We start from the raw sequence: 23014 nt of genomic DNA, 5'->3' as shown, positions 1-23014 counted from the left end.
TGGTGCTTTCTTAGCCCCCTATTTACAGCCTTTATGCCCCTTTTTTTTTAAATCTTTAATTTTTGTTAAGAAAAATCTTAATTGTTAAGCAGAAGAGTTATATCTAATTTGAGCTATTTAATGAAAATAGTTATCAACAAACAATTCCCGCTTGCTCATTCTTAGACTAGAGAAATCCCTTGAAGTACGACACCTCAGAATTAGATCGCAACCTCCCCAAACAGCGTAAAGCTTGGAAGTTCAGCTTTTTCGGGGAAACGCCCCGTCCGACAGTTGACGAAAAATCTTCCGATTCCCATGCTGACTTATCCTTATCTCGCGCCCCCGTCAATACGCCCGTTCGGATTGTTAGCTTCAAAGATGAAAGCGGAATCAATCGCCGGTTAGGGATTGGATTGGCAACGGGTATGGAACTACGAGTGATTAGCCGCCAGCCGAGTGGTTCGGTTGTCATCGCAGTTGGCGACAACCGTTTGGGACTCGATGCTGGGATTGCGGGAAAGATAGTCGTCAGCGATTGCGAACCCAACAATCTAAAGGAGGAAGAGAAAATGGGAACAGAAACAACGATGCTATTGCGCGAAATGCCTCCCGGAACGCAGGGGCGCGTAATCGGCTATGACAGAGTATTCGGCGGTTACAAAGGAAAGTTGGTATCGATGGGACTGACTCCCGGGACGGAATTCTTGCTGATTCGCGTCGCCCCACTCGGCGATCTGATTGAAATCAACGTGCGAGGTTTCAATTTAAGTTTGCGAAAACAGGAGGCTGACGCGCTCATTGTTGAGGAAGTAAGCAACAATGGTAACTGATTGCGCGATCGCGCTTATCGGCAAAACGACACTCCTTGAAGGGCTTACGGGCGCTAATCAACGCACGGGCTAACTAACCGGGAGTTGGCACGACTAATAGATCCAATTCCCGCTCGAAAATTTCGTCAATAGGCAGCATTTCGCCAGTTTCGGTCATAAATTTATGATCGGCGGTTGCTTGCAGCGTCGAGCCATTATCTAGAGCATACTCGAAAATCTCGCGTTCGCCGCGATCGTGCCATTGCGCGATCGGTTGCGTGCGGACAAAACCATTGCGATCGATGCTATAAACCGTACATTTAATCCGTTCTTCGACAATTTTTCCGATCGGCATTAAGCCATATTCTTCCGTTAAAATCAACGTTTTGTAACTCAAACAATATTCGGCAAAATTAACCATCTTATCGAACAGCGCGTTCGCTAATTGAGACGAAATCCCATTTTTAGCCGAACCATCAAGAAATGCCGAACGCTGCTTTTGCATTTCCGATAATTTCTTTTTCCCCATCGCTCGGCGCAACAAATCTGCTTGTCCCAAAGAATATCCCGCTAAATCTTGGGCGGTTTTCATGATTTGCTCTTGGTAGCAAAGTACGCCGTAAGTCTCCTTAAGGATTGGCTCTAATAAAGTATGCTCGTAGCTAATCTCTTCTCTACCGTGTTTGCGGTTAATAAAATCGGGGATGAGTCCTGCATCTAACGGGCCGGGACGATAGAGCGCGAGAATGGAAGAAATATCTTCTAAGCAGGAAGGTTTGAGGTCGCGAACGATTTGTTTCATGCCTTCCGATTCGACTTGAAATATTCCTTCAAGTTCGCCATCTCGGAAGAGTTCGTAAGTTTTTTTTACGCCTTCTGGAACTTTTTTTGCTGTCCCTTTTTCGAGAATTCGTTGCGCTTTTCGCTCTTCTAACGGGAAGTCGTAAGGGTCTAGAACTGTATTATTATTTTTCTCGATTAGCGCGATCGCTTTTTGAATTGTCGTTAAATTCTTTAGACCTAAAAAGTCCATTTTCAATAATCCCAAACATTCGAGTTCTTCCATCGAATATTGAGTAATGACCGCTCCTTCATTATTTCGTTGTAGGGGAACGATTTCATCTAAAGGCAGGCAAGAGATAACAACACCCGCCGCATGAACGCCAAAGGTTTTATTCGTCCCTTCGATGCGAATTGCCATATCAACCCAGCGGCGGACGGGCATTTGTCCGACTTCTTCGTCGCGCTCGTTTTTAATCGCAACGGTATCGCGTTCGTAGGCTTCTTTGAACTGCGGTTCGGGCGTATCAGCTGAGATCATGACTTTCAGCTTTGTCGGTTTTCCGCGCGATACGGGAATTAATTTTGCCATGCGATCGGAGTCTTTATAACTGACACCTAAAACACGCGCGACATCTTTTAATACCGCTTTCGATGTCATGCGGTTAAAGGTAATAATTTGAGCGACTTTATCGGTTCCGTACTTTTGGGTTACATAATCGATGACTTGCTCTCGTTTGGTGATACAAAAGTCGGTATCGATATCGGGCATCGATTTGCGTTCTGGGTTCAAAAAACGCTCGAATAAAAGACCGTGATGTACTGGATCGATATTGGTAATATGAAGGGTGTAAGCAACTAAAGAACCAGCAGCAGAACCGCGCCCGGGGCCAACGGGAATTTTTTCGTCCCGTGCATATTTAATGAAGTCCCACACGACCAAAAAGTAAGTAGAAAATCCCATGCGCTGGATCATCTTGAGTTCGTATTTTAGCCGTTCTTGGTAAACGGGTTCGATCTCTTCGATCGCGCGACATTTCAACCGTTCTAGTAGTCCTTGCCAAGCGATTTCTTCGACATAACTATCGGCGGTATGTCCTTGAGGAACGTTGTAATTCGGGAGGCGCGGTTCGCCCATGATTTGATAAGGACGAACTTTTTCGGCAACTTCGAGGGTATTCGCGATCGCGTCTTCAATAATTTCATCGCTGAGGTGATCGCGGAATAACGCCTTCATCTCGTCCGCTGACTTCAAGTATTCAGTACCGCTATAGCGCAGGCGTTTGTCTTCGGTAATTAATTTTTGCGTTTGAATGCAGAGTAACGCATCGTGAGCTTCGACATCGTAGCAGGAAATAAAGTGAGAATCGTTGGTCGCAACGATTTTAATATCGAGTTCTTTGGCAATCTTAACGATTTCGACATTCACTAAGCGATCTTCGGGCGAACCGTGATCTTGAATTTCGAGGTAATAATCGTCTTCAAAAACTTCTTGATACCATTTTGCGACTTCGCGCGCGCGATCGTAGTCTCTGGCTAAAATGGCTTGGGGAACTTCACCGCCCAAACAAGCACTGGTAACAATTAATCCTTCGCTATATTGTTTTAATAGGGCTTTATTAATACAAGGGCGAGCAAAAATTCCTTTGCCTTGGAAGCCTTGGAGGTGAGAAATTGAAGTGAGTTTAACAAGGTTTTTATAGCCGAGGGTATTTTTCGCGAGAACGACTTGATGGTATTTGCGAATGCGTCTGTGTTGGATTTCGATATTGTCTTCGTTAATAACATACATTTCGTTGCCGATAATCGGCTTAATGTTATGCTGGCGACAAGTTTTAATCAGTTCGATCGCGCCGTACATAACTCCGTGATCGGTAAGCGCGATCGCGGGCATTCCCAGTTCGACCGCACGATTGATGAGAGCGGGGAGTTGAGATGCACCGTCGAGCAGGCTATAGTCGCTGTGGATATGAAGACCGACGAAAGTCATATTAATTATGAGTTATGAATTATGAATGGTGAGTTATGAATTATGAATTACGAATTACGAACTACGAATTACGAATTACGAATTACGAATTACAAATTACGTTTTGAGCTATGATTGGGTTCGATCGAGGGTTGGAGCCGCCCGCTCCTCGCTTAAAATCTCAATCAATTCAACTTTAAAATTGGTATGACCGTTTGGCAACAGTTAACTCTTTCTACTTTACCGCCTTACCAATGGCGCAAAGGTAGCTATCTCTTCAGACTTTTAAGTTTTGTCAATCGCTGGCAGTCTGGCAGTTGGCTGCTAACCCACGGCAGCGAGGCGATAGGGGCGCTGTTAATTGCCGTTGTTTTAGCCTTGGGGCCGTTTGTTTCGACGGGCTTAATCGGCGCGTTGCTGGCGGCGGTGGGGGCGTACTGGCTGTTGGTAACGCTGGCTGATGATGGCAGGGCAGCAGCCGCCACGCCCATTCATTATATGGTGTTTGCGTATTGGGGACTGGCTGCGATCGCAACCGCCCTCTCCCCGGTGAAAACCGCAGCGCTCGCGGGCTTCGTTAAACTCACCCTATACTTATTCTTATTCCTGTTAGCGGCTAGAGTGTTGCGATCGCCCCGACTTCGCAATTGGCTGATTACCCTCTACCTACTCGTTGCCCTTCTCGTCAGCAGCTATGGGATTCGCCAGCAAATTTTTGGAGTCCGACAGTTGGCAACCTGGAACGACCCCACCTCCGCGATGGCGGGCGATACGCGCGTCTATAGCTATTTAGGCAATCCTAACTTACTGGCTGGATATTTGCTAGCCGCGATCGCGCTAAGCATTGCCGCCTTTTTTGTTTGGCAAAGACGACTGCCAAAAGCTTTAGCAGCTTTGATGTTTTTTGTCAATATTGCTTGTCTCTTTTTCACCGACTCTCGCGGCGGTTGGCTAGCAACGCTAAGTTTATTAGCGGTTTTCGGCTTGGCGCTGTACTATTGGTGGCGGCCCTACTTGCCGAGTTTTTGGCAGCGCTGGCTATTACCCATTGTTTTCGGTTCCTTTTTCGTTCTTCTCGCCCTCGCCTTACTCGTCGCCGCACCGTTTCGGCTGAGGGTTCTCAGCATCTTTGCCGGACGCGGTGACAGCAGCAATAACTTCCGCATCAACGTTTGGCAAGCCGTTTTCAGGATGATTGGCGATTATCCCCTATTCGGCATCGGCCCGGGAAATAGCGCTTTTAACGCCGTCTATCCCCGCTATATGCGAACGGGTTACACGGCTTTAAGCTCCTACTCCATTTTCTTAGAAACGATTGTAGAAGTCGGTTTCGTGGGGTTTGCTGCTTTTATCTGGACAATGGTGACAATCTTTAACCAAGGCGTGCAACAGTTAAGGAAGTTATACCAATCGCGTCAGGTTCAAGCTTTTTGGTTGATGGCAGCACTAGCCGCGATCGCGGGTCTCCTTACTCACGGTATGGTAGATACGGTTTGGTATCGTCCCCAAATTAACTGCGTGTGGTGGTTAATGGTGGCGCTAGTCGCGAGTTACTGGAATCGTGAGGAACCCAAAGACTCGTCCGATTCTTTGCCCAGCGCTTGAAATCTTCCCAGAAATCCCTCCCCTCCTCTCTTCAGTCGGGACGTTATTTGACACTCCCCTGCCGGTCGGCGAATTGAGCTTGCCGAAATGCCGAAGTGGGCAGGGTTTTAAACCCATTTTTCTGATAAAATCGGTTGAATGACCTAAGTTAAGGCTGACGAGGAGAGGAGTAGAGGGGGCGGCGCTTCGACTTCGCTCAGCGTACCAGGTGAGACGAATTACGAATTACGAATTACGAATTACGAATTACGAATTACGAATTACGAATTACGAATTACGAATTACGAATTACGAATTACGAAAGCGGCGAGTTGCACCAAATCCTCAATTTTTCGCAAATTTGTATCGCCTGCTAAATATCCGATACCGCGATGCAAGTGCAGGCGAAATTGGGTTGCGAGAGTTTCTTTATCGGTCGCTAAACCATCGTTATGGCAGCGTTGTGTTAACGCAATCGCAAGCAGATCGGCTAACTCTCCCCCAAAGACGCGCCAAGTCAACTCGACGTTACTATCGGCAGGAATTGGAATGATAGAAGGAATGGTTGGTTCGGCAAGCGAGCGACAAAAAGCCCAGCGACAGAGAATATTCCACTGGTCGATTTTGGTATGGCGTTTGAGTTTAACCAGTTGGTCTTTCGCCGTTTGAGAGAGTTTGAAGCGTTCGAGAGGGGGTTCCACAGTTTAATTGATAATGGATAATGGATAAGCACCTAGGCAAAATAAATTACCAATTTTTAAGCACCGAAACCCTTGGCTTACAGTGCTTCTAGCTCATGGCGATGTGTAAATAATTCTACATAGGTGCTTAATGGATAACGAACTGAATTGATGAGAGGCAGCCGTTTAACTTGACGAGCGATTAATTTTTGCAAGCTTGTCTGTTATCCTTTAGCGGCGAACCGTTTGAGGTGAGTGCAACAAACAATGCTCGACGAGGGCGATTAACGCTTCAATGGTGGAGGTGCGATCGTTTGGGTTTACGGTTAAGATGGGTGGAAAATTTTCAAACGGAAATCCGAGGGCGCAAGCAATATCTTCACCTTCCCAAGCATCTTCGCAGTCGCTATGGGTAATGCCGAGTACCATTGGAATTTTAACGCGCCGATTGATGAAAGTGAGAATTTGTCGAGAGTGGCGAAATTCTTCGGGGCGATTGGCGGCGACAAGCAAAATATAAGCGTTAGCTTTGGCGATTAACAAATCCCACATAAAGTCAAAGCGGGCTTGACCGGGAGTTCCATAAACGTGCAAGGTTCTGTCGGAACCGAAGGTAAATTTGCCAAAATCCATCGCGACGGTAGTGCTTTTTTTGAGGAGAGCGGTTGTATCAGTTGCGGTGCGATCGGTATCGACAACTTCAATTTCGCTGGCAGTGCGAACGAAGGTACTTTTCCCGGCTCCGACGGCTCCCGTTACGACTAATCGCATTAACTCCATTAAGTGTTAACTCCTCTGAATGTTGAGTAAATTCTGGCGAACTGATGAGGAAACTCCTGGGTATGAAACTTTGCTCTTTAAAAAGCCTACTAAATTTTTGAGAAACGAAGGGGAAATTTCTTCTTGCTTGGGAGTATCGCTCGGCTCTTCTGGCAGAGGGGCGACGATCTCCAGTGTGGGGAGGTAAGCTTCGATCGCGACTTCTTCGACCAATCCAACCGATATTAACCGAAAAGCTGTCTGTTGGATCGCGGTAATAGGCAGGGCGGTACGAACGGCAATTTCCTCGAGGGAAAACATTCCATCTGCCAAGTCCCAAACTTTCCGTTCTAAGCTATCTAAGCTCAACGTCAGCTTAGCCCCCAAGGGTTTTATCAACCCTATTTTCGGGCTGGGAAGTTTGTCCGTTAGCGCGCTCCAATCTCGTAGAACGCGCAGTCCTAATAAAATGCCTTCAACTCCGGAGATACTCATTCCTGTCATTTCGGCCTTGGGAAGCGGCGCTTGGGAGTCAAATTTAAAGCGTCCGTCTTTGTATTTAAACAGCGTGCAAACTCGTTGAAGCACTTGAACGTGGAACAGGAGTTTGAGTTGTTCGCCTTGGAGGTGACTTTTGATTTTTAAGTAAGAGCCGAGGGGAGTGTCGAGTTCGCGTAATTGGTTGAGTTCGGACAGCGCTTGGGGACTCAGCCATTTGCGCTGGTGCATCATGAGTAATAGTCCTTGGCAATCGAGCGAGGAGGCGGCTCCAACGATGCGGCCGTTGTAGAACCAAATATAATGGGCGGGATGCCATTGTTCGTCAGCTAATCCTTGAATGGTTAGCAATCCGGTTTTTCGTCCGCGAGCGAGAATTTGCAGAACTTCTGCTAAAGAAAATGTAATTAAACGACCCGAAATCCCCATATTATGACTCCCTCTTTCCTGACAACCAATGAATCCCGTCCGAGTTGGAGCCGTTTAGCTCAGATAGCCTTTCAGTTCGGCAACGAGGCGCTTGATTTCGAGCATTAGCACGCCTTGTTTTGCCGATGCAGCCGCAAGAACAAGCAGGACAGCATCCTCGCCGCAGCCCGTCAGAATGGCGTAGCCTTGGTTTCCTTCAACGTAAATGCGATCGATGCTACCTCGAGCGAGTTCCATCCCAATGCGTTCGCCGAGGGACAACATGGTTGCAGACATAGCTGCGACTCGTTCTTCGTCCATGTTGCCTTGCAGGTTAGAAGCCAGAGGAAGACCGTCGGGAGAGACGAGGGCGGCTCCTTGGATATCGTTGGTTTGAGCGACGAAGTTTTGCAGCGTGGATTCAAGGCTCATGACGTTGAGTGGCATTCTGAATTCTCCTTAATAATTTCAAAACGAGTACAGCAAGCGATCGCCCCTAGGGGCAGGATGCCCATTAGTTTACATGGGCGTGAGTTCAAAGATGTCGTAGGGAGAGCCTTTCAATACGCTTTCGGTATGAACGCCCCGGAATTTTTTGTTTAAGATTTCTTCCATTGCGCCCCAGACGGCTCCTAGGGTAAATAAGCATTTGCGATCGCTTCCGTCGGGTTCGCCAGCACTACAGAGGGCTTCGGAGACATAAACTTTATATTTGTCTCCTTCTGTTTCGATCTTTTCAACAATGCACAACCGGGTTCCTTCTATGCCGAGAGCTTTTTGGAGTTGGGTGACAATTTCCTCGTTAGGTAGGGAAGTATGGCTTAACCCCAGTGTTTGAACGAGAGATTTCCCGCGCTTGCGACCGGCCGCAGTCAGCGCGATCGCGGTTGCTTTTTCGCCCAAGGCTTCTTCCATTCCGGCAATTGCTGCTTTAAAGCAGACCAGACTGCTGAAATCACCCAGTTGTTGACGGCGTGTAAGCTGCATTTGATTCTCCAACACAGTGTTAGTTTCGATTTCTAGCTCGTATTATAAACGCATTCAATGGCTGAAATTAAACGTGGATAATACCTATTTTTTTGACCCGATAAATGCTTAGAAGTCTCAAGCTTTTCATCAAAAATTCACACTTATGAAATTCTCTTCTTAATTCTATTTTTGATTTTTACGATTTCGGAAAGCTAAGCTTGTCAAGCGATTAAGTCTCACTTAACGAATAATGAGGTGTGGCATTGAGTAATTATACTTGTTGCTGACGATCGCGCGCCTTAAAACTTACCGAATACCGGAATCCAAAGTTCGAGCGGGTCTAACTGCTCTTCCAATTATTTTAATTTTCCCGTTTCAATTCTTTATTCGCCTAGGGTGACGCTATAATTCGAGGTTAAGATTTCTGTACCTAGCTCGCCTTCGATGGGGAGGGAATCTGGGTTTTGGGTGCAGCGCGTCAGGTAGAGGGCGGCGGCGCGATCTTCGGGGTTGAGGCGCAAGATTTCTTGGAAAATTTGCTCGGCGGGTTCTAACTGTTGCTGGTAGTAATAAACAATTGCACGCTCGAACTCGCTTTTGGTTTGCAGCTTGAGCGCTCGAACTTCTTCAGGATCGCCGTCAAAAATCTCGAAAATCGCGATCGCCTGATTTTTGCCCTTAACGCGAACGCGATCGAGAAATCGATAGTGAAACTTCTCCATATCAGCCAGCGAGTATAGCGTCTCCTGACTGATTAAAATTTTTGCCCCATAAGGTTTCGTCAGACTTTCCAAACGAGAGGCTAAATTCACCGCGTCGGAAATTACAGTGCTTTCCATACGCTGTTCTTCGCCAATCGTGCCTAACATCATATCTCCAGTATGCAGCCCCATACCGCTTGAAATCGGAACGTATCCTTGCATCTCGCGGTGTGCGTTATACAGCCGAATTTGTTCCTGCATTTCAATTGCACCTTTAACCGCATCATCAGCGCAGCGGGGAAATAAAGCCATAATCGCATCGCCGATATATTTATCAATGAAGCCGTTGCGATTGCGAATGACCGGACTGACGCGCTTCAAATAACTGTTAATAAAGTTGAAATTATCTTCTGGGGACATTTGCTCGGAAAGGGTAGTGAACGAGCGAATGTCCGAAAAGAGAATTGTCATTTCTTTGTAGGTATGATCGCCAAGTTCGACATCGATGATGCTCTCTTTCCCTAAAAACTTGAGAAAATCGTGCGGGACAAAGCGACCGTAAGCAGCGTTAATCTTAGACAAACTGATATGAGTTTTAATGCGAGCGAGCAGTTCTTTTTTAACGAAAGGCTTTGTTAAGTAATCGTTAGCCCCGAGATTAAAGGCTTGCACTAAATCCTCGGTTTGATTCTTGGCAGTGAGCATGACGATTGGTAACTCTAGAGCGGGGAAGCTTTCTCGAATCTTTTGACAAACTTCGTAACCCGTCATGCGCGGCATCATCACGTCGAGCAGAATCAGGTCGGGTTTAAACCCTCTATTGAGAATTTCCAGTGCCTCAAAACCATTCGTCGCCTGCGCGATCGCGTAATTTTCTAGTAACAAATGATTGGCGAGAACTTGTAAGTTTACGGGTTCGTCATCGACAATTAAAATCCTGAATTGACTGTTAACCTTGGGCTTATTATCTGTTAAAATAAGAGGGCATCTATCGCTTAGCTTGGCAATCATTTGTGCGGTTGATTTTGTCGCTTGCAAGTCTTGAGCTTGCCGCAAATCTTTTAAGGAAAGCGACCTATTTCGCTCTCGATCTTCCCAGCGTTGTAACTTGCTGTCTGCCGACCGAGCTAAGGGCAGCGTAAACACAAACTCCGAGCCAACGCCAACTTGAGAAGTAAGATGAATTTCTCCCCCATGCAACTCGACCAGTTTTTGGGTAACGGCGAGTCCTAAACCGGTTCCGCCGTACTCTCTGGCAGTGGAACCATCCGCTTGTTCAAAAGATTCAAAAATTTTCTCATATCGATCTTCGGGAATGCCAATGCCGGTATCTTTAACAGAGATGGCAAGGTTTCCGGTCGTGGCAAACAAACGCTCATCATCGCTCGGAGGCGGTTCGGGAAAAACTAATTGTGCCGAGACTTCAACGATGCCAGATTCGGTGAATTTGATAGCATTTCCGACTAAATTATAGAGGATTTGTTGCAAGCGATTTTCATCAGCAAGAACTAAAGGGGTTTCCGGATCGATCGCGTTAATCAGTTGCAACGATTTTTGACCGACTTGAGTTTGACAAAAGGTTAATACCAAATCAACAATCTCCCGCAAACCTACCGCCGTGAGTTGTAGTTCGATATGTTTGTGCCGCAAGCGAGAGAAATCGAGAAGATCGTTAACGAGATTGGCAAGTCGGCGACCGGAGGCAATAATTGTATTTAAATTGGCTTTGGTTGTATCGGGAAGTTCGCCCGTCGCGCCATCAACGAGCGATTCGGCTAAACCGATAATTCCGTTGAGGGGCGTGCGCAATTCGTGAGAAGTATTAGCGAGAAATTCGTCTTTGAGTTTATCGAGGCGTTGCAGTTCGGCGTTTTGGGTTTCTAAGGTTGCAAATGAGGCTTGCAATTGCTGGGCCATGCTATTAAAAGCATTGGCTAAAATTCCTAATTCATCTTTGCGATTGAGGGGAACAATGGAGTCGAAATTTCCTTGGGAGAGCGCGATCGCGGCATCCTTAAGCCGGAGAATGGGTAAGATAATCCAACGGGCAGTAAGAATGCCGACGACAACCGCAACTCCGAGAGCGGCGAGACAGAGGACAATGGTCGTGCGAATATTATTATTAATTTGACCCATAAAATCGGCTTCGGGAACGACCACCACAATCAACCAATCGAGGCCGAATTTGTCTTGCCAGGGCGTGACTTGTACGAATTGACGTTCTCCTTCCAGCTTGAAATCCAGGAATCGAGCTTTTTGGATTTGCTGGAGATTGCCGTACTTTCTCTCGAGAAAGCGGGCGGTTTCTCGCATGAGGCGATCTTGCCCTTGGGAAGCTTTAATGCGCGTTGCATTGCCATTTTTGAGAGTGTAGGGCGCTTCTGATGCTGAGGTAGCGACTAAAAATCCATCGCGTTCGATAATAAAAGTTTTAGCAGAGGGACTAATTTTGAGCGTGCGGAGGAATTCGCCAATTTGGGAGAGAATAAGATCGATACCGATAACGCCGATAAATTTACGCTCGCGATCGTAAAGAGGGTAGTTATAAGAAACCGAGAGAATTTCCGGTTTATCTTCCCATTCATAAATCGGACTCCAGGTTGGTTTTCCAGCTTTGAATGTATCTGAGAACCAAGCTTCACTGCGCGGATCGTAATTTTTGATTTCCTTTAAGCGGGTGCGATTTCCTTTTGCGTCGGTGGTGTAAACGTAGAGTTTGCCTAATTGCTTTGACTCGGAAACTTCATTAATCAGGAGTTTGCCGCTATTAAGCCGTTCGACACCAATAAATTCTCCTTTGATATTGCCGAAGTTGTTATAACCAATCTCAAAAGCTTGCATCTGTTTGAGAAAATAACGACCCGTGGTGGTAAAATCGTTGAGTTTTAGCAGCCCGAGTTCGACAGCATCGACGTTAATTTGGTTGAGTTGACGGGGTATGGAGAGGTATGCGTCTAATTTTTGCTCGGTGCGATCGCTAATTTGCTGCCGGAGTTGAGCGGCGAGGTCGTTAACGGCGTTTTGACCGCTTTTAAAAGAAAGGTAGCCCACAACACTGACTATGCCTGCAATTTGCACTATAAAAGGAACAACGAGAAAGGCATTGAGGGGGATGCGACCGACCCCTCGGGTGGCAAATTGCTTGATTGCTTTGAGAGACATAGCAGCAGAAAAGTAAAGGAGATCGGACTTTTAGGCTCACAACATGGCGTAGGCGGCGGATTGAGCGCGCATTCTCCTCTAATCCGAAAGCTATTCGAGTCTAATCTTCATCTATGATAGCCATTGTGAAACTTGCAGCGAGCGATTGGGTTATGAATCGGTCTTTCCTTTTCACTTTAGGTAACTGTCGCAGGGTAGAAAAACTACCCACTGGCTTAAAGCTTAAGGAGAAGGTTTTATATTTTACGTCCGGATGCCTTAAGATTCCGGAAAAAGGCGGCTTTCTCGCACTTGACCATTCAGCGATATTACCGATGAGAATTTCGGAATACCCTGTGAAATAAGAATTTTCCGGCTCTTAAGCTTAGGAGAGCGTCCAGGGATTACGCTCGGTGTTGTGGAACGCAGTACCATTTTGAGCGATCGAGTAGGAAAATGAAGATGGGAGGAACGTTAAACTAAGATTGCAAAGCTGCTAGGGTGCAGGTTGCGATGAATGGAGTTACAGACCAAAATTTTTAAATGGTAGACTTTTCGCTCGTCCCTTCTGTTATTCTTGCATTCGCGGCTGCCGATTTTCTACTTTAAACCCCCGCTATGTTTCGTTCTCGACTGCGCTCCAATTTATGGGCTACCCGAAGAAGCCTGCTCAAATTCCTCGGACTGGTACTAGCAATCTTCGCGTTGGGTACGACGCTGGTCGGGGCGGCGAACGTTCCGCAGAACGCGACGATTGAGGCGAAAAAGATTGTAAATGAGGATGTGTATTTGAGGGCGAAAACGGTAGCGATTGAAGGAACGGTGGGCGGAACGGCAGCGATCGCGGCGCAAAGGATTACGATTAACGGTACGGTTGAGGATGATGCTTACCTCGCGGCCGAGACGGTGACAGTGAATGGAACCATCGGCGGCGATGCCGTGATTATCGCGCGGCAAGTACGGATTAACGGGGAAGTATCGGGGGACGCGATCGCGATCGCTCAGACGGTGGTTGCGAACGGCAAGGTTGGGGGAGATTTACGCTTAGTCGGAGAAGTCTTACTGCTCGACGAGCGGGCAGAGATTGGCGAAGATGTGGCAGGGTTAGGGGAGAGTTTGGAAAGTCGCGTCGGCAGTCGCGTCGGTCGGAATATGATGTTTGGGGGGGCGCGCGCTTTACTGGCGGGAACGGTGCAGAGGAACGCGATCGCGTCTGCCGGAGCGGTAGCGTTGCATGGTATCTTCGATGGCAACGTTCAGATCGGGGTTGGGAACCGCTCTTTCCTAACGATTCCGTTCCTCCCCGAACCCGCGATCGCGCCGCCGAATGTTCCCGATGGTCTCGCTGTTGCCGACTCCGCCCAGATCGGCGGTAATTTCACTTATCGCTCGCCAGAAACGGCAAAACTCGGCAAAAAAGCTTGGATTGCAGGCAGTACGGTTCGAGAACCGCTCGAGAGCGAGTCTAAGGTAACGGGAGTGCCGGTGAATCCCGCGCGCGCGTTTTGGCGACAATTGCAGCGCTTTGCAACGCTGGCGTTAGTCGGTAGCCTTTTGGTGGGATTGAAACCGCATTGGGCGCAAAGTTTAGCGCGGACGGTTCGCGATCGCCCCGTGGCGAGTTTGGGTTGGGGCGCAGCGACGATACTGGCGGTCGGAGGAATCGCGATCGCGATTGCCTTCGTTGCCTTTGTCTTAGCTGTCCTTTTTGGGTACACCCTTCGCGGTTTAGTGCTGCCCGTTCTGGGGGTGGGAATGGTTGCCAACCTTGCTTTACTGGTCGCTTTTGGAATTTTTGTGAGTTTCGTCCCCCAAATTGCGATGAGTTATTGGGGCGGGCGCGTTCTCGTGCAAAATTTTAAACCGGAGTGGTCGGCGCGGAACTGGATTTCACTGTGCGTCGGTTTAGTGCTGTTTGTCGCGATCGCGGCGATTCCCGTCCTCGGTCAAATTTTTAGCGCTACGATTATCTGTCTGGGGCTGGGGGCGCTGTTTTTGTCTCAGCGTAAGGGGAGGCAACGCGGACTGCAAAGCGACTCTCTATCGGAACGCCGCGATCGGCTTGAGGTGCTACCCGCGATCGCAGCGGAAGGAACGAGCGAACCCGAAAGCGTTGTTCGTAATTCGTAATTCGTAATTCGTAATTCGTAATTCGTAATTCGTAATTCATAATTCATAATTCATAATTCATCACTCATAATTCATAATTTCCCCATTATTCATTATTCGGACACACTGACAAAAAGGCTTGCTTTGCCGCAGCCTGTTCTGCCGCCTTTTTTGTCGCTCCTGTTCCTTGTCCCAAACAGCGTTCTTGCAGCCAAACTTCAGCGCTGAAACGGTGAAATTCGTTACTTTCGAGTTCATTTTTTTGTACGCGATATTCGGGCAAAACTCTGTATTTTGCCTGCGTCCACTCTTGCAACGCATCTTTATAGTTTTCGCGTGCCGGATCTCGGCGCACTTCCTCAGCTTTTTGTTTGAGGAGAGGATCCAGCCAAGGACGCACCAATTCCATCGTGTGGGTGCTGAGATATAGCGCGCCGAGGATGGCTTCAAAAGCATCGGCAAGACGAGAAGTTCTACCCGCGCGATCGCTTATCATCCCGTTTGAAACGAGTAAATAGCGATCGAGTCCGTACATTTCGGCAAAGGAGGCTAAAACGCGATCGCTCACTAAAATCGATCGCACCGCCGCAAATTCCCCCACCGTGGCTTCGGGATAAGTTTCTAGCAACACTTCCGAAGAAGCCAAACGTACCACCGCATCGCCTACAAATTCCAGTTGCTCGTAATTCGCCGTCTTTGAAATTGACGGATGCGTTAAAGCTAAATCCAATAAATTAAAATCCACCCGCACGTTGTCCGGCAATCCTAGCTTTTCAATCAGTCGTTTTAGTTCTTTTTTTCGTCTGGGATCGAGCATAAAAGCAGTTATCAGTCAAGTCGGAGATAGGGAGAGGGGGTGAGGGCGCTTCGACTTCGCGGCAGTCGAGCGAAGTCGAGACTCAGCGTACCAGGGGACGGAGGGACTACGACTTACTCTGCGGGAGAAACTGTTTCAAAATCTCGATTGGTTTCCGATCCCAAGTATCCCGATGGCGATCGATAAATCCTTCCGGTGTTAAAGTATAAGTCGAATCGCCATTAAAAAATAAATTCGCTTCCCACGGCAATCGCAACCGCCCTCGCACCGTCCATTCTACCCGAATCGTCTCCTTGGCTGTCTGTTCGATACGATGCACATCAAAAAAGATTTGGGTAAAAAATAAAGCCGCATGAAAGCGCAGCGTCCAAAAAATAATCCGATAATTGAACTTCCCTTTAAACTCATTCACCGGATCCTTAAACTCAATCTCGCCCGTATAGATACTGTAGTCAATATCCCGCTCGAACAACGTCGGTAAATCGTTCTGGAGTGTCGCGATCGCGTTTTCAACTCGATTTTGATATTCTGCTTCAATTAACATACCTATTACAGCGAGAGCGTATAATCATCTTCTTCTGCATCCGTTCCCAAAACTTGGAAATCCGAACTCGAAAGCAATTGTTCTAAACGCACTTCCGGGTTCTGTTGCAAAAGGTTTAAAATTGTAATAAAATCTCGCACAATTTCGCGCGGCGTAATTAACTTATCCGCTCCCAAACGATTCATCACCGCTTGTTGGAACTGCTCGATTTGCGCGGCAGATAACAGCGGAATCGAGCGATCGCTTTCGACTCGAACTTGATTGAGACGCTGCAACAGTTGCGTCACTTCGGCGGCGGTTAGCGGCTCCAAACGCACCGCAGGCATTGAAAAATCGCGCAGTCCGCTCTTTAAAAAACGACTGGGAACCAAACGAGTTTTCCAAGCCTCATCGCTCTGCAAACCGCGACGTTTATCCTCAATAAACTCCGGCGTTCCGCCCACGACAATTCCTAAATATTCTGCCTTCCCCTGCATCGAATCGTTGAACATCGCCAAGAGTTTATCGTAATTCGCTTGGCGAGACTTTGCATTCGATACCTTATATAAATGAACCGCTTCATCGAGGAAAATAATCAACCCCTTATAGCCCAAATCCGCAGAAAACTTGGCAAATAATTTGATATAATCGTACCAAGTATCGTCATCGATAATCACTCGCGTTCCCAGCGCCGCTTTTGCCTCAGCTTTGCTCGAATACTCGCCACGCAACCATCGCAACGCTGCATCTTTAAGCGCCGCATTATCTTCGCGATAGCCCCGCCAGTAAGCAACGATAATATTGGCAAAATCGAAACCGTGAACCAACCCTTCCAAATCTTCGACAACTTCGCGAATCTTACTTTCAACTTTGCTGTCGAATTCCGGTTCTCCCGGTTGTTTTCCCGTCTCTCGCGCCACTTGATTGAGAATGCTGCTAATCCATTTCTCCAAAATCAAAGCACTCGCGCCGCCGTTTGCATGGGTGCGCGTCGCTAAGTTTTTCATCAACTCTCGATAGGTTGCCAGGGCTTGGTTTTTGCTACCCGCGAGGCGCAATTGGGGGGATAAATCGGCATCGGCAACCACGAATCCTTGTTCCATCGCGCGGTTGCGTAACAGTTGCAATAAAAAGCTTTTTCCCGCACCGTAACGCCCGACGACGAAGCGAAACGCCGCACCGCCGTCGGCAATCGTTTCTAAGTCTTGTGTCATTGCCGTAAGTTCGCGTTCTCTCCCGACAGCGATGCTTTCCAATCCCATTCTGGGGACGACTCCGGCGGCGAGGGCGTTGATGAGGGCGGTTGAAACTCGTTTGGGTAAAGACATCTATCCTGAGAATGAGACACAATCGACAGCGATCGACACTGCGGACAATCTGATTTACTAGACTACTATAGCGAGTCTGTCTGGGTGTGAAACTCTCTTGGAAAAGAATACAGGAGTTTAGGAGTCAGGATTGAAGAGGTCTGGGAAGACGCTTTGAATCTAAAAAAAATAACCGCGTTTTCCCTTAACCCGTTGAAATGGGTTGAAGAGTGGGCGCGAAAATACGGCGATTCGGTTAAGCTTGAATAAATTGCCCCCGAAACTGTAATGGATAGTATCGGAATCGACCAATTTCGCGACAGATTCCAACATTGGATCGATCGCGTTATCGACCGCCATCAACCGCTTAAAGTCACCGGACAGAGCGGTTCTGACTTTATCGTTGTCAGCGCCAAAGATTGGGAACAAACCCAAGAAACGCTCTACGTCCTCCAGAATAGCGCTCTGATGAAACAAATCTCTGCTTCTTTAACAACTCACGTAACTGGCAAAGGCTACCAACCCTCTGCCCGGGAGATCGATGAGATCTTTGGTGTTTGAAGGAGATACTTGGCTAACCTATGAGGAACTCAGACAAAAAGATGCCAAACAGCATCGCGTTCTATGTCGGGTTCTTAAGGAAATGCTAAGGGACGATCCGGCAAAAGGTACGGGAAAACCAGAACCCCTCAAGTATCAACTTTCTGGATTCTGGTCGCGCAGACTATCCTCAAAGGATCGTCTGATTTACAAATTTGATGACCGATACATTTACATTTTTGCGATCGGCGGACATTACGATTAGGTAGGTTATTTCTGTTTGCGCTTGAGCATCGAACCGGCTCCCATTGCGCCCAATGCTAGCAAGCCTAAAGTGGAAGCAGGTTCGGGGACAGATTTTTTCTCGTTGAAGGTGAAGTTATCCATCGCGAAATGCGTACCACTGCCTCCAAGACCTGGATTAATTCCGCCGTAAGAACTAAACTTTAATTGGTCAACCCCAAAGAAATTAAAATCAAACCAAGTTGGACTTGTCGTATCGACAACTACGGTCTTTGAATACAGAGAAATTCCATTCTTTAAACCTTCAACGACCACAGAAAGACCATTATTCCAAGCGGCTGTTAGATAAGCACCATTAAAATCAAAAAGATTAAGGCTTGATAAAGAAGCAGGATTTCCCCAAGCGTTGTAAGTTGTGTAGCTTCCTGAAACTGTCCCCTTGTTATAACCGCTTTGGGGAGCGTGGTTAATATTTACTACACCAAAGTTGTTCCAATTAAATCCACCATAGTTGCTAGTAATAAGCTCAGCATTGGCTGTCGTCGAAACATCATCAAAAGTCAAGACGGCTGCTGTTGATGCGGTGGGATTTATAACTGCTACAATTGCTGCTCCAGCCGCTACCATGAATACTTTTTCGAGCGTTTTTGAAGTGACCATAATTCAGAGCTATCCAAACAAGTAGAGATTGAGAGTAGGAATACTCTAGAGGTGCGATTTTTTATCTATTTCTTTTGAGTAGATACCGCCCATTCATTGTTTTTCGTAACTTGTTAGGAAACCGAATTTATGGGGGTAGTTTCGCGCTCATCGGAGTGTTCTCACTGAAATAAGCTTGGCATAGCTCAATTCTCACTGTCATCAGTTTCACGCAATCTTCATCGAAACATCAAATTCTGAGGATAAGTAGAAATACTCTCAGTCCGTTAGCGAAAGAGGCTAAGATTCCGATTATTTCTAGCTTTTAGGCATGGAAAGATAAAAAAGCTTGACGGAAGACTTTATGAATTTTCGAGCAATGTGATTTAGATCGCAGGAGTTCGGTATACATTACGAGTAGTAGTAGTAGCGATCGTATTTAGGAGCTAGATCGTTTTTAGTGGGGATGTGCAATGTTTGCGATCGCGGAAATGAACCTTATCCCATCGAAAACCGCTAGATAATATTCTTCTAGATAAAAAAATAACCGTGCTTTCCACTGAAGAAAACACGGACTTTGCTTTAATTGAATGAAGTGAAGCCACTGGGTTATGCTTTTGGGTAGCGCTTTCTATTTCCGTTGGCGCTTGAGCATCGAACCGGCTCCCATTGCACCCAATGCTAGCAAGCCTAAAGTGGAAGCAGGTTCGGGGACAGATTTTTTCTCGTTGAAGGTAAAGTTATCCATCGCGAAATGCGTACCAGCGCCTCCGAGATTTCCTGGATTAGTTCCGCCGTAAGAACTAAACTTTAATTGGTCAACCCCAAAGAAATTAAAATCAAACCAAGTTGGACTTGTCGTATCGACAACTACGGTCTTTGAATACAGAGAAATTCCATTCTTTAAACCTTCAACGACCACAGAAAGACCATTATTCCAAGCGGCTGTTAGATAAGCACCATTAAAATCAAAAAGATTAAGGCTTGATAGGGAAGCAGGGTCTGCGAAAGCATTAAATGCCGTGTAGTTTCCTGAAACAGTTCCTCGGTCGTAACCACTTCCAGGATGAAGAATACGGTTGACTACCCCGAAGTTGTTCCAGTTGAATTCACCATAGTTGCTATTAATGAAATCAGCGCTGCTTGTGTTAGAAACATCATCAAATGTTAAGACCGCTGCCTGTAACGCTCCAGCATTTCCCAACGCTATAATTGCTGCTCCAGCAGGAACGATAAATAACTTTTCGAGCGTGATTGAAATAGCCATGATGCTAAGATTTCCTAAAGGAGTTACGGTTGATAGTAGGAATCCTCTGAAAGGGAGATTACCAATAACCTTATTTTTCGTAGAAACTACCCATTAACAATCTTGTATAACTTGTGGTAACTTCGCGCTTTTCTGAGTGTTTTCACTATAAATAAACTGACATACGCCAATCGGCAGGGTCAACTGCTATAGCTCATCTTCGTCAAAAAAATATATCTACAGATAGATAAAAATAAAGCCAAAAAATCCGTAAATCCAGTCAGGATATGAAAACTGGTAGCTTTACTCAGTAATAATGCGTAAAAGTCTCTGTAAAGACTCCATCAATTTTTTAAAAATCCTGCCTAGGAGGGATTGACAAATCATAAGTTATGTGAATGGACATTGAGTGTGGAGGCTTGCGACATTATTGGTAAGCTATATCAGTAGGGACGTTATATACAACGTCCCTACTACTGGCTGAGAAATATTTGAATGGGCAGATATCTTGATGGTGCGTTATACCAATTCCCAATCCTGATGCACTAAATTTTATCTGTAGGGGCATTGCACTGCAATGCCCTAATTCTGCCGAACAGTGCAAAATTTATGAGAACTGGTATTACGAGGATCGCGCTCCGCACCCTACTTGATGCTAGGTTGTAATTAAATAGAATGCGGGGAGGGCGGGTTTTGATTTCTAGCTCGCTCTCATAACAACAGTTTCAGCTAACCCCCCTACAGGTCTTGTTAACTTTGTTTATGCCCCGCTACTTATAAACTTTTAATAATTAATTGTCTTGCTCTCTTCAGTTTGATGCTGGGAAACGGATAAAAATTCCTTGAAGTGGAGTTGCACGGGCTGTTTCAGGAAGTTCGAGTATTCTTCGTGAAATTCGGGAATTAGGGAGCCATTACCGCCCATTAAAAGCGTATCGCCTAAGATGCTGAGTGCGGATTCGTTGAGGGATTCGATGAGGACTTCGGGCATGGTGGTGTGGCGATCGGCAATTTCTTTAAGGCGTTGTTCGTCGCGATCGATAATGGCTTCAAAGGTTTCTTTTTCTAGATCGCTCAATCCGTCGATAAAGGTCAGTAAGTCAAACCATTCTTTGGGGAGGAGGGGTGTTAGTTGGGCGGGAATGTTACTTTCTTTCGCTTCATCGGCGCTTTCTTGAGTTGCTACTGCCGTTCCATTTTGGAGCCGTTCTTGAAGTTGTCGAACTTGTTGTTCGAGTTCTTGGCGCTTGCGTTCGAGCAGAAATGTGCGATCGCCGATTTCTTCTTCTTGCTTGCTGCGATTGTTGAGTTGATTTTGTAAGGTTTCAATTTCGAGTTTCAAGGCACCGAGTCTTGTTTCAGCTTGTTGAACTTCGGTGGTTTTAATTTCGAGGGAATGTTTAACTTGAGTTTGGCGTTGTTCGAGGAATTGAATCTGTTTTTGGAGTTGGTGTAGGGGTTCAACTTGTTCTTGGTGTTCTTTTTTGAGTTGAACTAAACTTTCGTGCAGTAAGCTGCGCTGGTTGTGGAGTTCGGCGACGCGCAACCGCAACCGTTCCGATTCGTATTGAAGGGCGTGAATGTGGGCTTCGAGGTTTTGTTGGGTGGCGGTGGCTTCGTAGAGGGAATGATAGAGTTGTTCTTCTTCTTGCTCGAGTTCTTCGATTTGATTGTAGAGGGAGTTGCGAAGGGTGCGCTGTTCGAGGAGGCGACGTTTGTAGAAGAACGTGCCGCCGATGTAGCTGGCGATGACGCTGAGACTGGCGCTGAGGAAGGCTAGCTGGGAGTTTCGCGCGATCGCGATTGTCACGCCAAAACTGACAATAAAGATTACAACCCCAATGACGATCGTAAAACGAAAGAATTTCATACCCTACAATCTATAGCAATCCAAGGACTTTACTCCTTTTCTAACTTAACTTCGAGGCAAGGGAGTTTGAAACAAGCCAGCAATCCTTGGCGATTGTTCTCATTTTCTTACAACTGGCTCGGGCAATGCAAAGATTTTTAAGAATTTTGTTTCTCGCGTTTTGATGCCAATTCGCTTTGCAGGAAATCGACGAACTGCCGCGCGGTACGCCCGGAACGTCCGTTATGGCGAGTTGCCCACTGTTTGGCGCGAAATTCCAACTCTTCTGTCGGTAAGTCGAGACGCGATCGCGCGGCAAGGTGGCGGACAATAACAAGGTAGGTATCCTGGTTAGCGGGTTCAAAGGTAAGAGTTAAACCGAAGCGATCGCTAAAGGAGAGTTTCTCTTGTAGTGTATCCCAAGCGTGAACTTCATCGCCATCACTAGGGCGGGGGCGATCGCTAAAATATTCTCGCACCAGATGCCGTCGATTAGAAGTCGCATAGACGACGACGTTTTGCGCCCGAGCGGTGGTGCTACCTTCTAATACAACTTTTAAGGCTTTAAAAACGGCATTATCTTCTTCAAACGAAAGATCGTCCACGAAAATAACAAATTTTTGCGGCAAATCGCGCAACTGTTCCACAATTTCCGGGAGTTCGGCTAACTGGGCTTGATTGACTTCAATCAGTCGCAGTCCTTGCTGAGTATATTTGTTGGCAAGCGCTTTAACGAGGGAGGATTTTCCCGAACCGCGACTGCCATAAAGCAGGACGTGCAAAGCGGGCGTTCCCGCCAGCAGAAATTCGGTATTGCGCGCGAGATCGGCTTTTTGCAGTTCGTAACCGACTAATTCCGACCATTGTACGGGGTCGGGGGAGGCAATGCCGATGAATTCGCCTTGATGCCAGCGGAAGACGCGATAGCGGGCGAAAATCCCGGTTCCGCAGCGCGCGTAATGGCTGGCTAAATCGGCGATCGCATCTGCCCAATTTTCGCACCCGTGCAACAGCGTTTCGTCCTCGCTGTCGCGAACCCACGCCAGCGCTTGCACCCATTCTGCTAATTGTTTGCCCCCGCAGCGAGAAAGGAGTTGCAGCGCTTGCAAATCGTGGCGGGCAGCTTGCACGAGGGCGGGCGGTAGGCGATCGAAAGGAAGGCGTTGTGCTTGTTGGGAAAAAGGGTTATCGTCCTGTAAAATTTGTTCGATGAGATAATCCGACCAACTGCGATCGCGCGCTGCTAAGCCCCGAAACCAACGCCCGTAAGCTTCGATTTTACCGAGTACGTCGCCACTCTGTAGGGCTTGCAGTAACTGGAGAAAGGTTGCCCCGACTTCACCGGAAAAGACGGATTGATACAGCAATAACGATGCAGCTTGCTGGCGCAGAAGTTGAACGGAAGGAGGATTGGACGACATCAGTAAAATTTATCGGGCAAGAGTCGATTTAACGGCACGG

At 47.0% G+C, this 23014-nt stretch carries 19 protein-coding genes; 5 read left to right on the top strand and 14 right to left on the bottom strand.

Features of this window, described 5'->3' with window-relative positions:
* Positions 1-179 precede the first annotated feature (179 nt).
* Positions 180-812 carry a FeoA family protein gene (locus tag H6G50_RS02015; RefSeq protein WP_190712745.1) on the top strand — a complete coding sequence of 211 codons (633 nt, stop codon included), beginning with the start codon at positions 180-182 and terminating at the stop codon, positions 810-812.
* 73 nt (positions 813-885) lie between these two features.
* Here the strand turns inward: H6G50_RS02015 and H6G50_RS02010 are convergent, their stop codons facing one another.
* Positions 886-3561 (bottom strand): DNA polymerase III subunit alpha, encoded by a 2676-nt coding sequence (locus tag H6G50_RS02010; protein ID WP_190712743.1) that lies wholly within the window; start codon positions 3559-3561, stop codon positions 886-888.
* Positions 3562-3747: 186 nt separating this feature from the next.
* Here H6G50_RS02010 and H6G50_RS02005 point away from each other — a divergent pair, with 186 nt between their 5' ends.
* Entirely contained in the window at positions 3748-5145 is a 1398-nt protein-coding gene (locus H6G50_RS02005; RefSeq protein WP_190712741.1) for an IctB family putative bicarbonate transporter, read from the top strand.
* A gap of 281 nt (positions 5146-5426) precedes the next feature.
* Here the strand turns inward: H6G50_RS02005 and dndE are convergent, their stop codons facing one another.
* The 6 genes from dndE to H6G50_RS01975 all read right to left on the bottom strand — a co-directional run bounded on the left by dndE (position 5427) and on the right by H6G50_RS01975 (position 12301).
* Positions 5427-5825, bottom strand: coding sequence for a DNA sulfur modification protein DndE (dndE, locus tag H6G50_RS02000; protein WP_190712739.1), 399 nt, complete (start codon positions 5823-5825; stop codon positions 5427-5429).
* A 210-nt stretch (positions 5826-6035) separates the two neighbouring features.
* Positions 6036-6584 carry an ATP/GTP-binding protein gene (locus H6G50_RS01995; protein WP_190712737.1) on the bottom strand — a complete coding sequence of 183 codons (549 nt, stop codon included), beginning with the start codon at positions 6582-6584 and terminating at the stop codon, positions 6036-6038.
* A 6-nt stretch (positions 6585-6590) separates the two neighbouring features.
* Positions 6591-7490: a DUF4388 domain-containing protein gene (locus tag H6G50_RS01990; RefSeq protein WP_190712735.1), complete on the bottom strand. Its 900-nt coding sequence runs from the start codon at positions 7488-7490 to the stop codon at positions 6591-6593.
* Positions 7491-7544: 54 nt separating this feature from the next.
* On the bottom strand, positions 7545-7916 hold the full coding sequence (locus H6G50_RS01985; RefSeq protein WP_190712733.1) for a roadblock/LC7 domain-containing protein: 372 nt from the start codon (positions 7914-7916) through the stop codon (positions 7545-7547).
* A 72-nt stretch (positions 7917-7988) separates the two neighbouring features.
* Entirely contained in the window at positions 7989-8456 is a 468-nt protein-coding gene (locus H6G50_RS01980; protein ID WP_190712731.1) for a hydrocarbon-binding protein, read from the bottom strand.
* Positions 8457-8821: 365 nt separating this feature from the next.
* Positions 8822-12301, bottom strand: a complete 3480-nt coding sequence (locus H6G50_RS01975; RefSeq protein WP_190712729.1) for a response regulator — start codon at positions 12299-12301, stop codon at positions 8822-8824.
* 597 nt (positions 12302-12898) lie between these two features.
* On the opposite strand from H6G50_RS01975, the gene H6G50_RS01970 reads away from it, so the two are divergent.
* On the top strand, positions 12899-14410 hold the full coding sequence (locus H6G50_RS01970; RefSeq protein WP_190712726.1) for a hypothetical protein: 1512 nt from the start codon (positions 12899-12901) through the stop codon (positions 14408-14410).
* 85 nt (positions 14411-14495) lie between these two features.
* Here the strand turns inward: H6G50_RS01970 and rnc are convergent, their stop codons facing one another.
* The 3 genes from rnc to H6G50_RS01955 all read right to left on the bottom strand — a co-directional run bounded on the left by rnc (position 14496) and on the right by H6G50_RS01955 (position 17057).
* Positions 14496-15206 (bottom strand): ribonuclease III, encoded by a 711-nt coding sequence (gene rnc / locus H6G50_RS01965; protein ID WP_190712725.1) that lies wholly within the window; start codon positions 15204-15206, stop codon positions 14496-14498.
* A gap of 106 nt (positions 15207-15312) precedes the next feature.
* Complete coding sequence (locus tag H6G50_RS01960) at positions 15313-15750, bottom strand: DUF2358 domain-containing protein (RefSeq protein WP_190712723.1); 438 nt, start codon at positions 15748-15750, stop codon at positions 15313-15315.
* Positions 15751-15755: 5 nt separating this feature from the next.
* On the bottom strand, positions 15756-17057 hold the full coding sequence (locus tag H6G50_RS01955; protein WP_190712721.1) for an ATP-binding protein: 1302 nt from the start codon (positions 17055-17057) through the stop codon (positions 15756-15758).
* Between the two features lie 267 nt (positions 17058-17324).
* On the opposite strand from H6G50_RS01955, the gene H6G50_RS01950 reads away from it, so the two are divergent.
* Positions 17325-17597 carry a type II toxin-antitoxin system Phd/YefM family antitoxin gene (locus tag H6G50_RS01950; protein ID WP_190712718.1) on the top strand — a complete coding sequence of 91 codons (273 nt, stop codon included), beginning with the start codon at positions 17325-17327 and terminating at the stop codon, positions 17595-17597.
* On the top strand, positions 17578-17841 hold the full coding sequence (locus tag H6G50_RS01945) for a Txe/YoeB family addiction module toxin (RefSeq protein WP_190712717.1): 264 nt from the start codon (positions 17578-17580) through the stop codon (positions 17839-17841). Before H6G50_RS01950 ends, H6G50_RS01945 begins: the two co-directional genes overlap by 20 nt.
* A 5-nt stretch (positions 17842-17846) precedes the next feature.
* On the opposite strand, the gene H6G50_RS01940 is transcribed toward H6G50_RS01945, so the two are convergent.
* The 4 genes from H6G50_RS01940 to H6G50_RS01925 all read right to left on the bottom strand — a co-directional run bounded on the left by H6G50_RS01940 (position 17847) and on the right by H6G50_RS01925 (position 22974).
* On the bottom strand, positions 17847-18479 hold the full coding sequence (locus H6G50_RS01940; RefSeq protein WP_190712715.1) for a PEP-CTERM sorting domain-containing protein: 633 nt from the start codon (positions 18477-18479) through the stop codon (positions 17847-17849).
* A gap of 610 nt (positions 18480-19089) precedes the next feature.
* Complete coding sequence (locus tag H6G50_RS01935) at positions 19090-19725, bottom strand: PEP-CTERM sorting domain-containing protein (RefSeq protein ID WP_190712713.1); 636 nt, start codon at positions 19723-19725, stop codon at positions 19090-19092.
* 763 nt (positions 19726-20488) lie between these two features.
* On the bottom strand, positions 20489-21574 hold the full coding sequence (locus H6G50_RS01930; protein WP_190712711.1) for a tellurite resistance TerB C-terminal domain-containing protein: 1086 nt from the start codon (positions 21572-21574) through the stop codon (positions 20489-20491).
* 137 nt (positions 21575-21711) lie between these two features.
* On the bottom strand, positions 21712-22974 hold the full coding sequence (locus H6G50_RS01925) for an ATP-binding protein (protein ID WP_190712709.1): 1263 nt from the start codon (positions 22972-22974) through the stop codon (positions 21712-21714).
* Between the last annotated feature and the right edge of the window lie 40 nt (positions 22975-23014).

The organism is Oscillatoria sp. FACHB-1406 (assembly GCF_014698145.1).
In the GTDB taxonomy this organism is placed as follows: Bacteria; Cyanobacteriota; Cyanobacteriia; order Cyanobacteriales; family Spirulinaceae; genus FACHB-1406.
The sequence above is the reverse complement of the archived record's forward strand: the minus strand, read 5'-3'. Positions and strand labels throughout refer to the sequence as shown.

What these genes read in the sequence shown, in the direction of transcription:
- H6G50_RS02010 (WP_190712743.1), bottom strand. Translation starts at nt 3,561, where the DNA reads ATGACTTTCGTCGGTCTTCATATCCACAGCGACTATAGCCTGCTCGAC.
- H6G50_RS02005 (WP_190712741.1), top strand. Translation starts at nt 3,748, where the DNA reads ATGACCGTTTGGCAACAGTTAACTCTTTCTACTTTACCGCCTTACCAA.
- H6G50_RS01995 (WP_190712737.1), bottom strand. Translation starts at nt 6,584, where the DNA reads ATGGAGTTAATGCGATTAGTCGTAACGGGAGCCGTCGGAGCCGGGAAA.
- H6G50_RS01990 (WP_190712735.1), bottom strand. Translation starts at nt 7,490, where the DNA reads ATGGGGATTTCGGGTCGTTTAATTACATTTTCTTTAGCAGAAGTTCTG.
- H6G50_RS01985 (WP_190712733.1), bottom strand. Translation starts at nt 7,916, where the DNA reads ATGCCACTCAACGTCATGAGCCTTGAATCCACGCTGCAAAACTTCGTC.
- H6G50_RS01980 (WP_190712731.1), bottom strand. Translation starts at nt 8,456, where the DNA reads ATGCAGCTTACACGCCGTCAACAACTGGGTGATTTCAGCAGTCTGGTC.
- H6G50_RS01975 (WP_190712729.1), bottom strand. Translation starts at nt 12,301, where the DNA reads ATGTCTCTCAAAGCAATCAAGCAATTTGCCACCCGAGGGGTCGGTCGC.
- H6G50_RS01970 (WP_190712726.1), top strand. Translation starts at nt 12,899, where the DNA reads ATGTTTCGTTCTCGACTGCGCTCCAATTTATGGGCTACCCGAAGAAGC.
- rnc (WP_190712725.1), bottom strand. Translation starts at nt 15,206, where the DNA reads ATGCTCGATCCCAGACGAAAAAAAGAACTAAAACGACTGATTGAAAAG.
- H6G50_RS01960 (WP_190712723.1), bottom strand. Translation starts at nt 15,750, where the DNA reads ATGTTAATTGAAGCAGAATATCAAAATCGAGTTGAAAACGCGATCGCG.
- H6G50_RS01955 (WP_190712721.1), bottom strand. Translation starts at nt 17,057, where the DNA reads ATGTCTTTACCCAAACGAGTTTCAACCGCCCTCATCAACGCCCTCGCC.
- H6G50_RS01950 (WP_190712718.1), top strand. Translation starts at nt 17,325, where the DNA reads ATGGATAGTATCGGAATCGACCAATTTCGCGACAGATTCCAACATTGG.
- H6G50_RS01945 (WP_190712717.1), top strand. Translation starts at nt 17,578, where the DNA reads ATGAGATCTTTGGTGTTTGAAGGAGATACTTGGCTAACCTATGAGGAA.
- H6G50_RS01940 (WP_190712715.1), bottom strand. Translation starts at nt 18,479, where the DNA reads ATGGTCACTTCAAAAACGCTCGAAAAAGTATTCATGGTAGCGGCTGGA.
- H6G50_RS01935 (WP_190712713.1), bottom strand. Translation starts at nt 19,725, where the DNA reads ATGGCTATTTCAATCACGCTCGAAAAGTTATTTATCGTTCCTGCTGGA.
- H6G50_RS01930 (WP_190712711.1), bottom strand. Translation starts at nt 21,574, where the DNA reads ATGAAATTCTTTCGTTTTACGATCGTCATTGGGGTTGTAATCTTTATT.
- H6G50_RS01925 (WP_190712709.1), bottom strand. Translation starts at nt 22,974, where the DNA reads ATGTCGTCCAATCCTCCTTCCGTTCAACTTCTGCGCCAGCAAGCTGCA.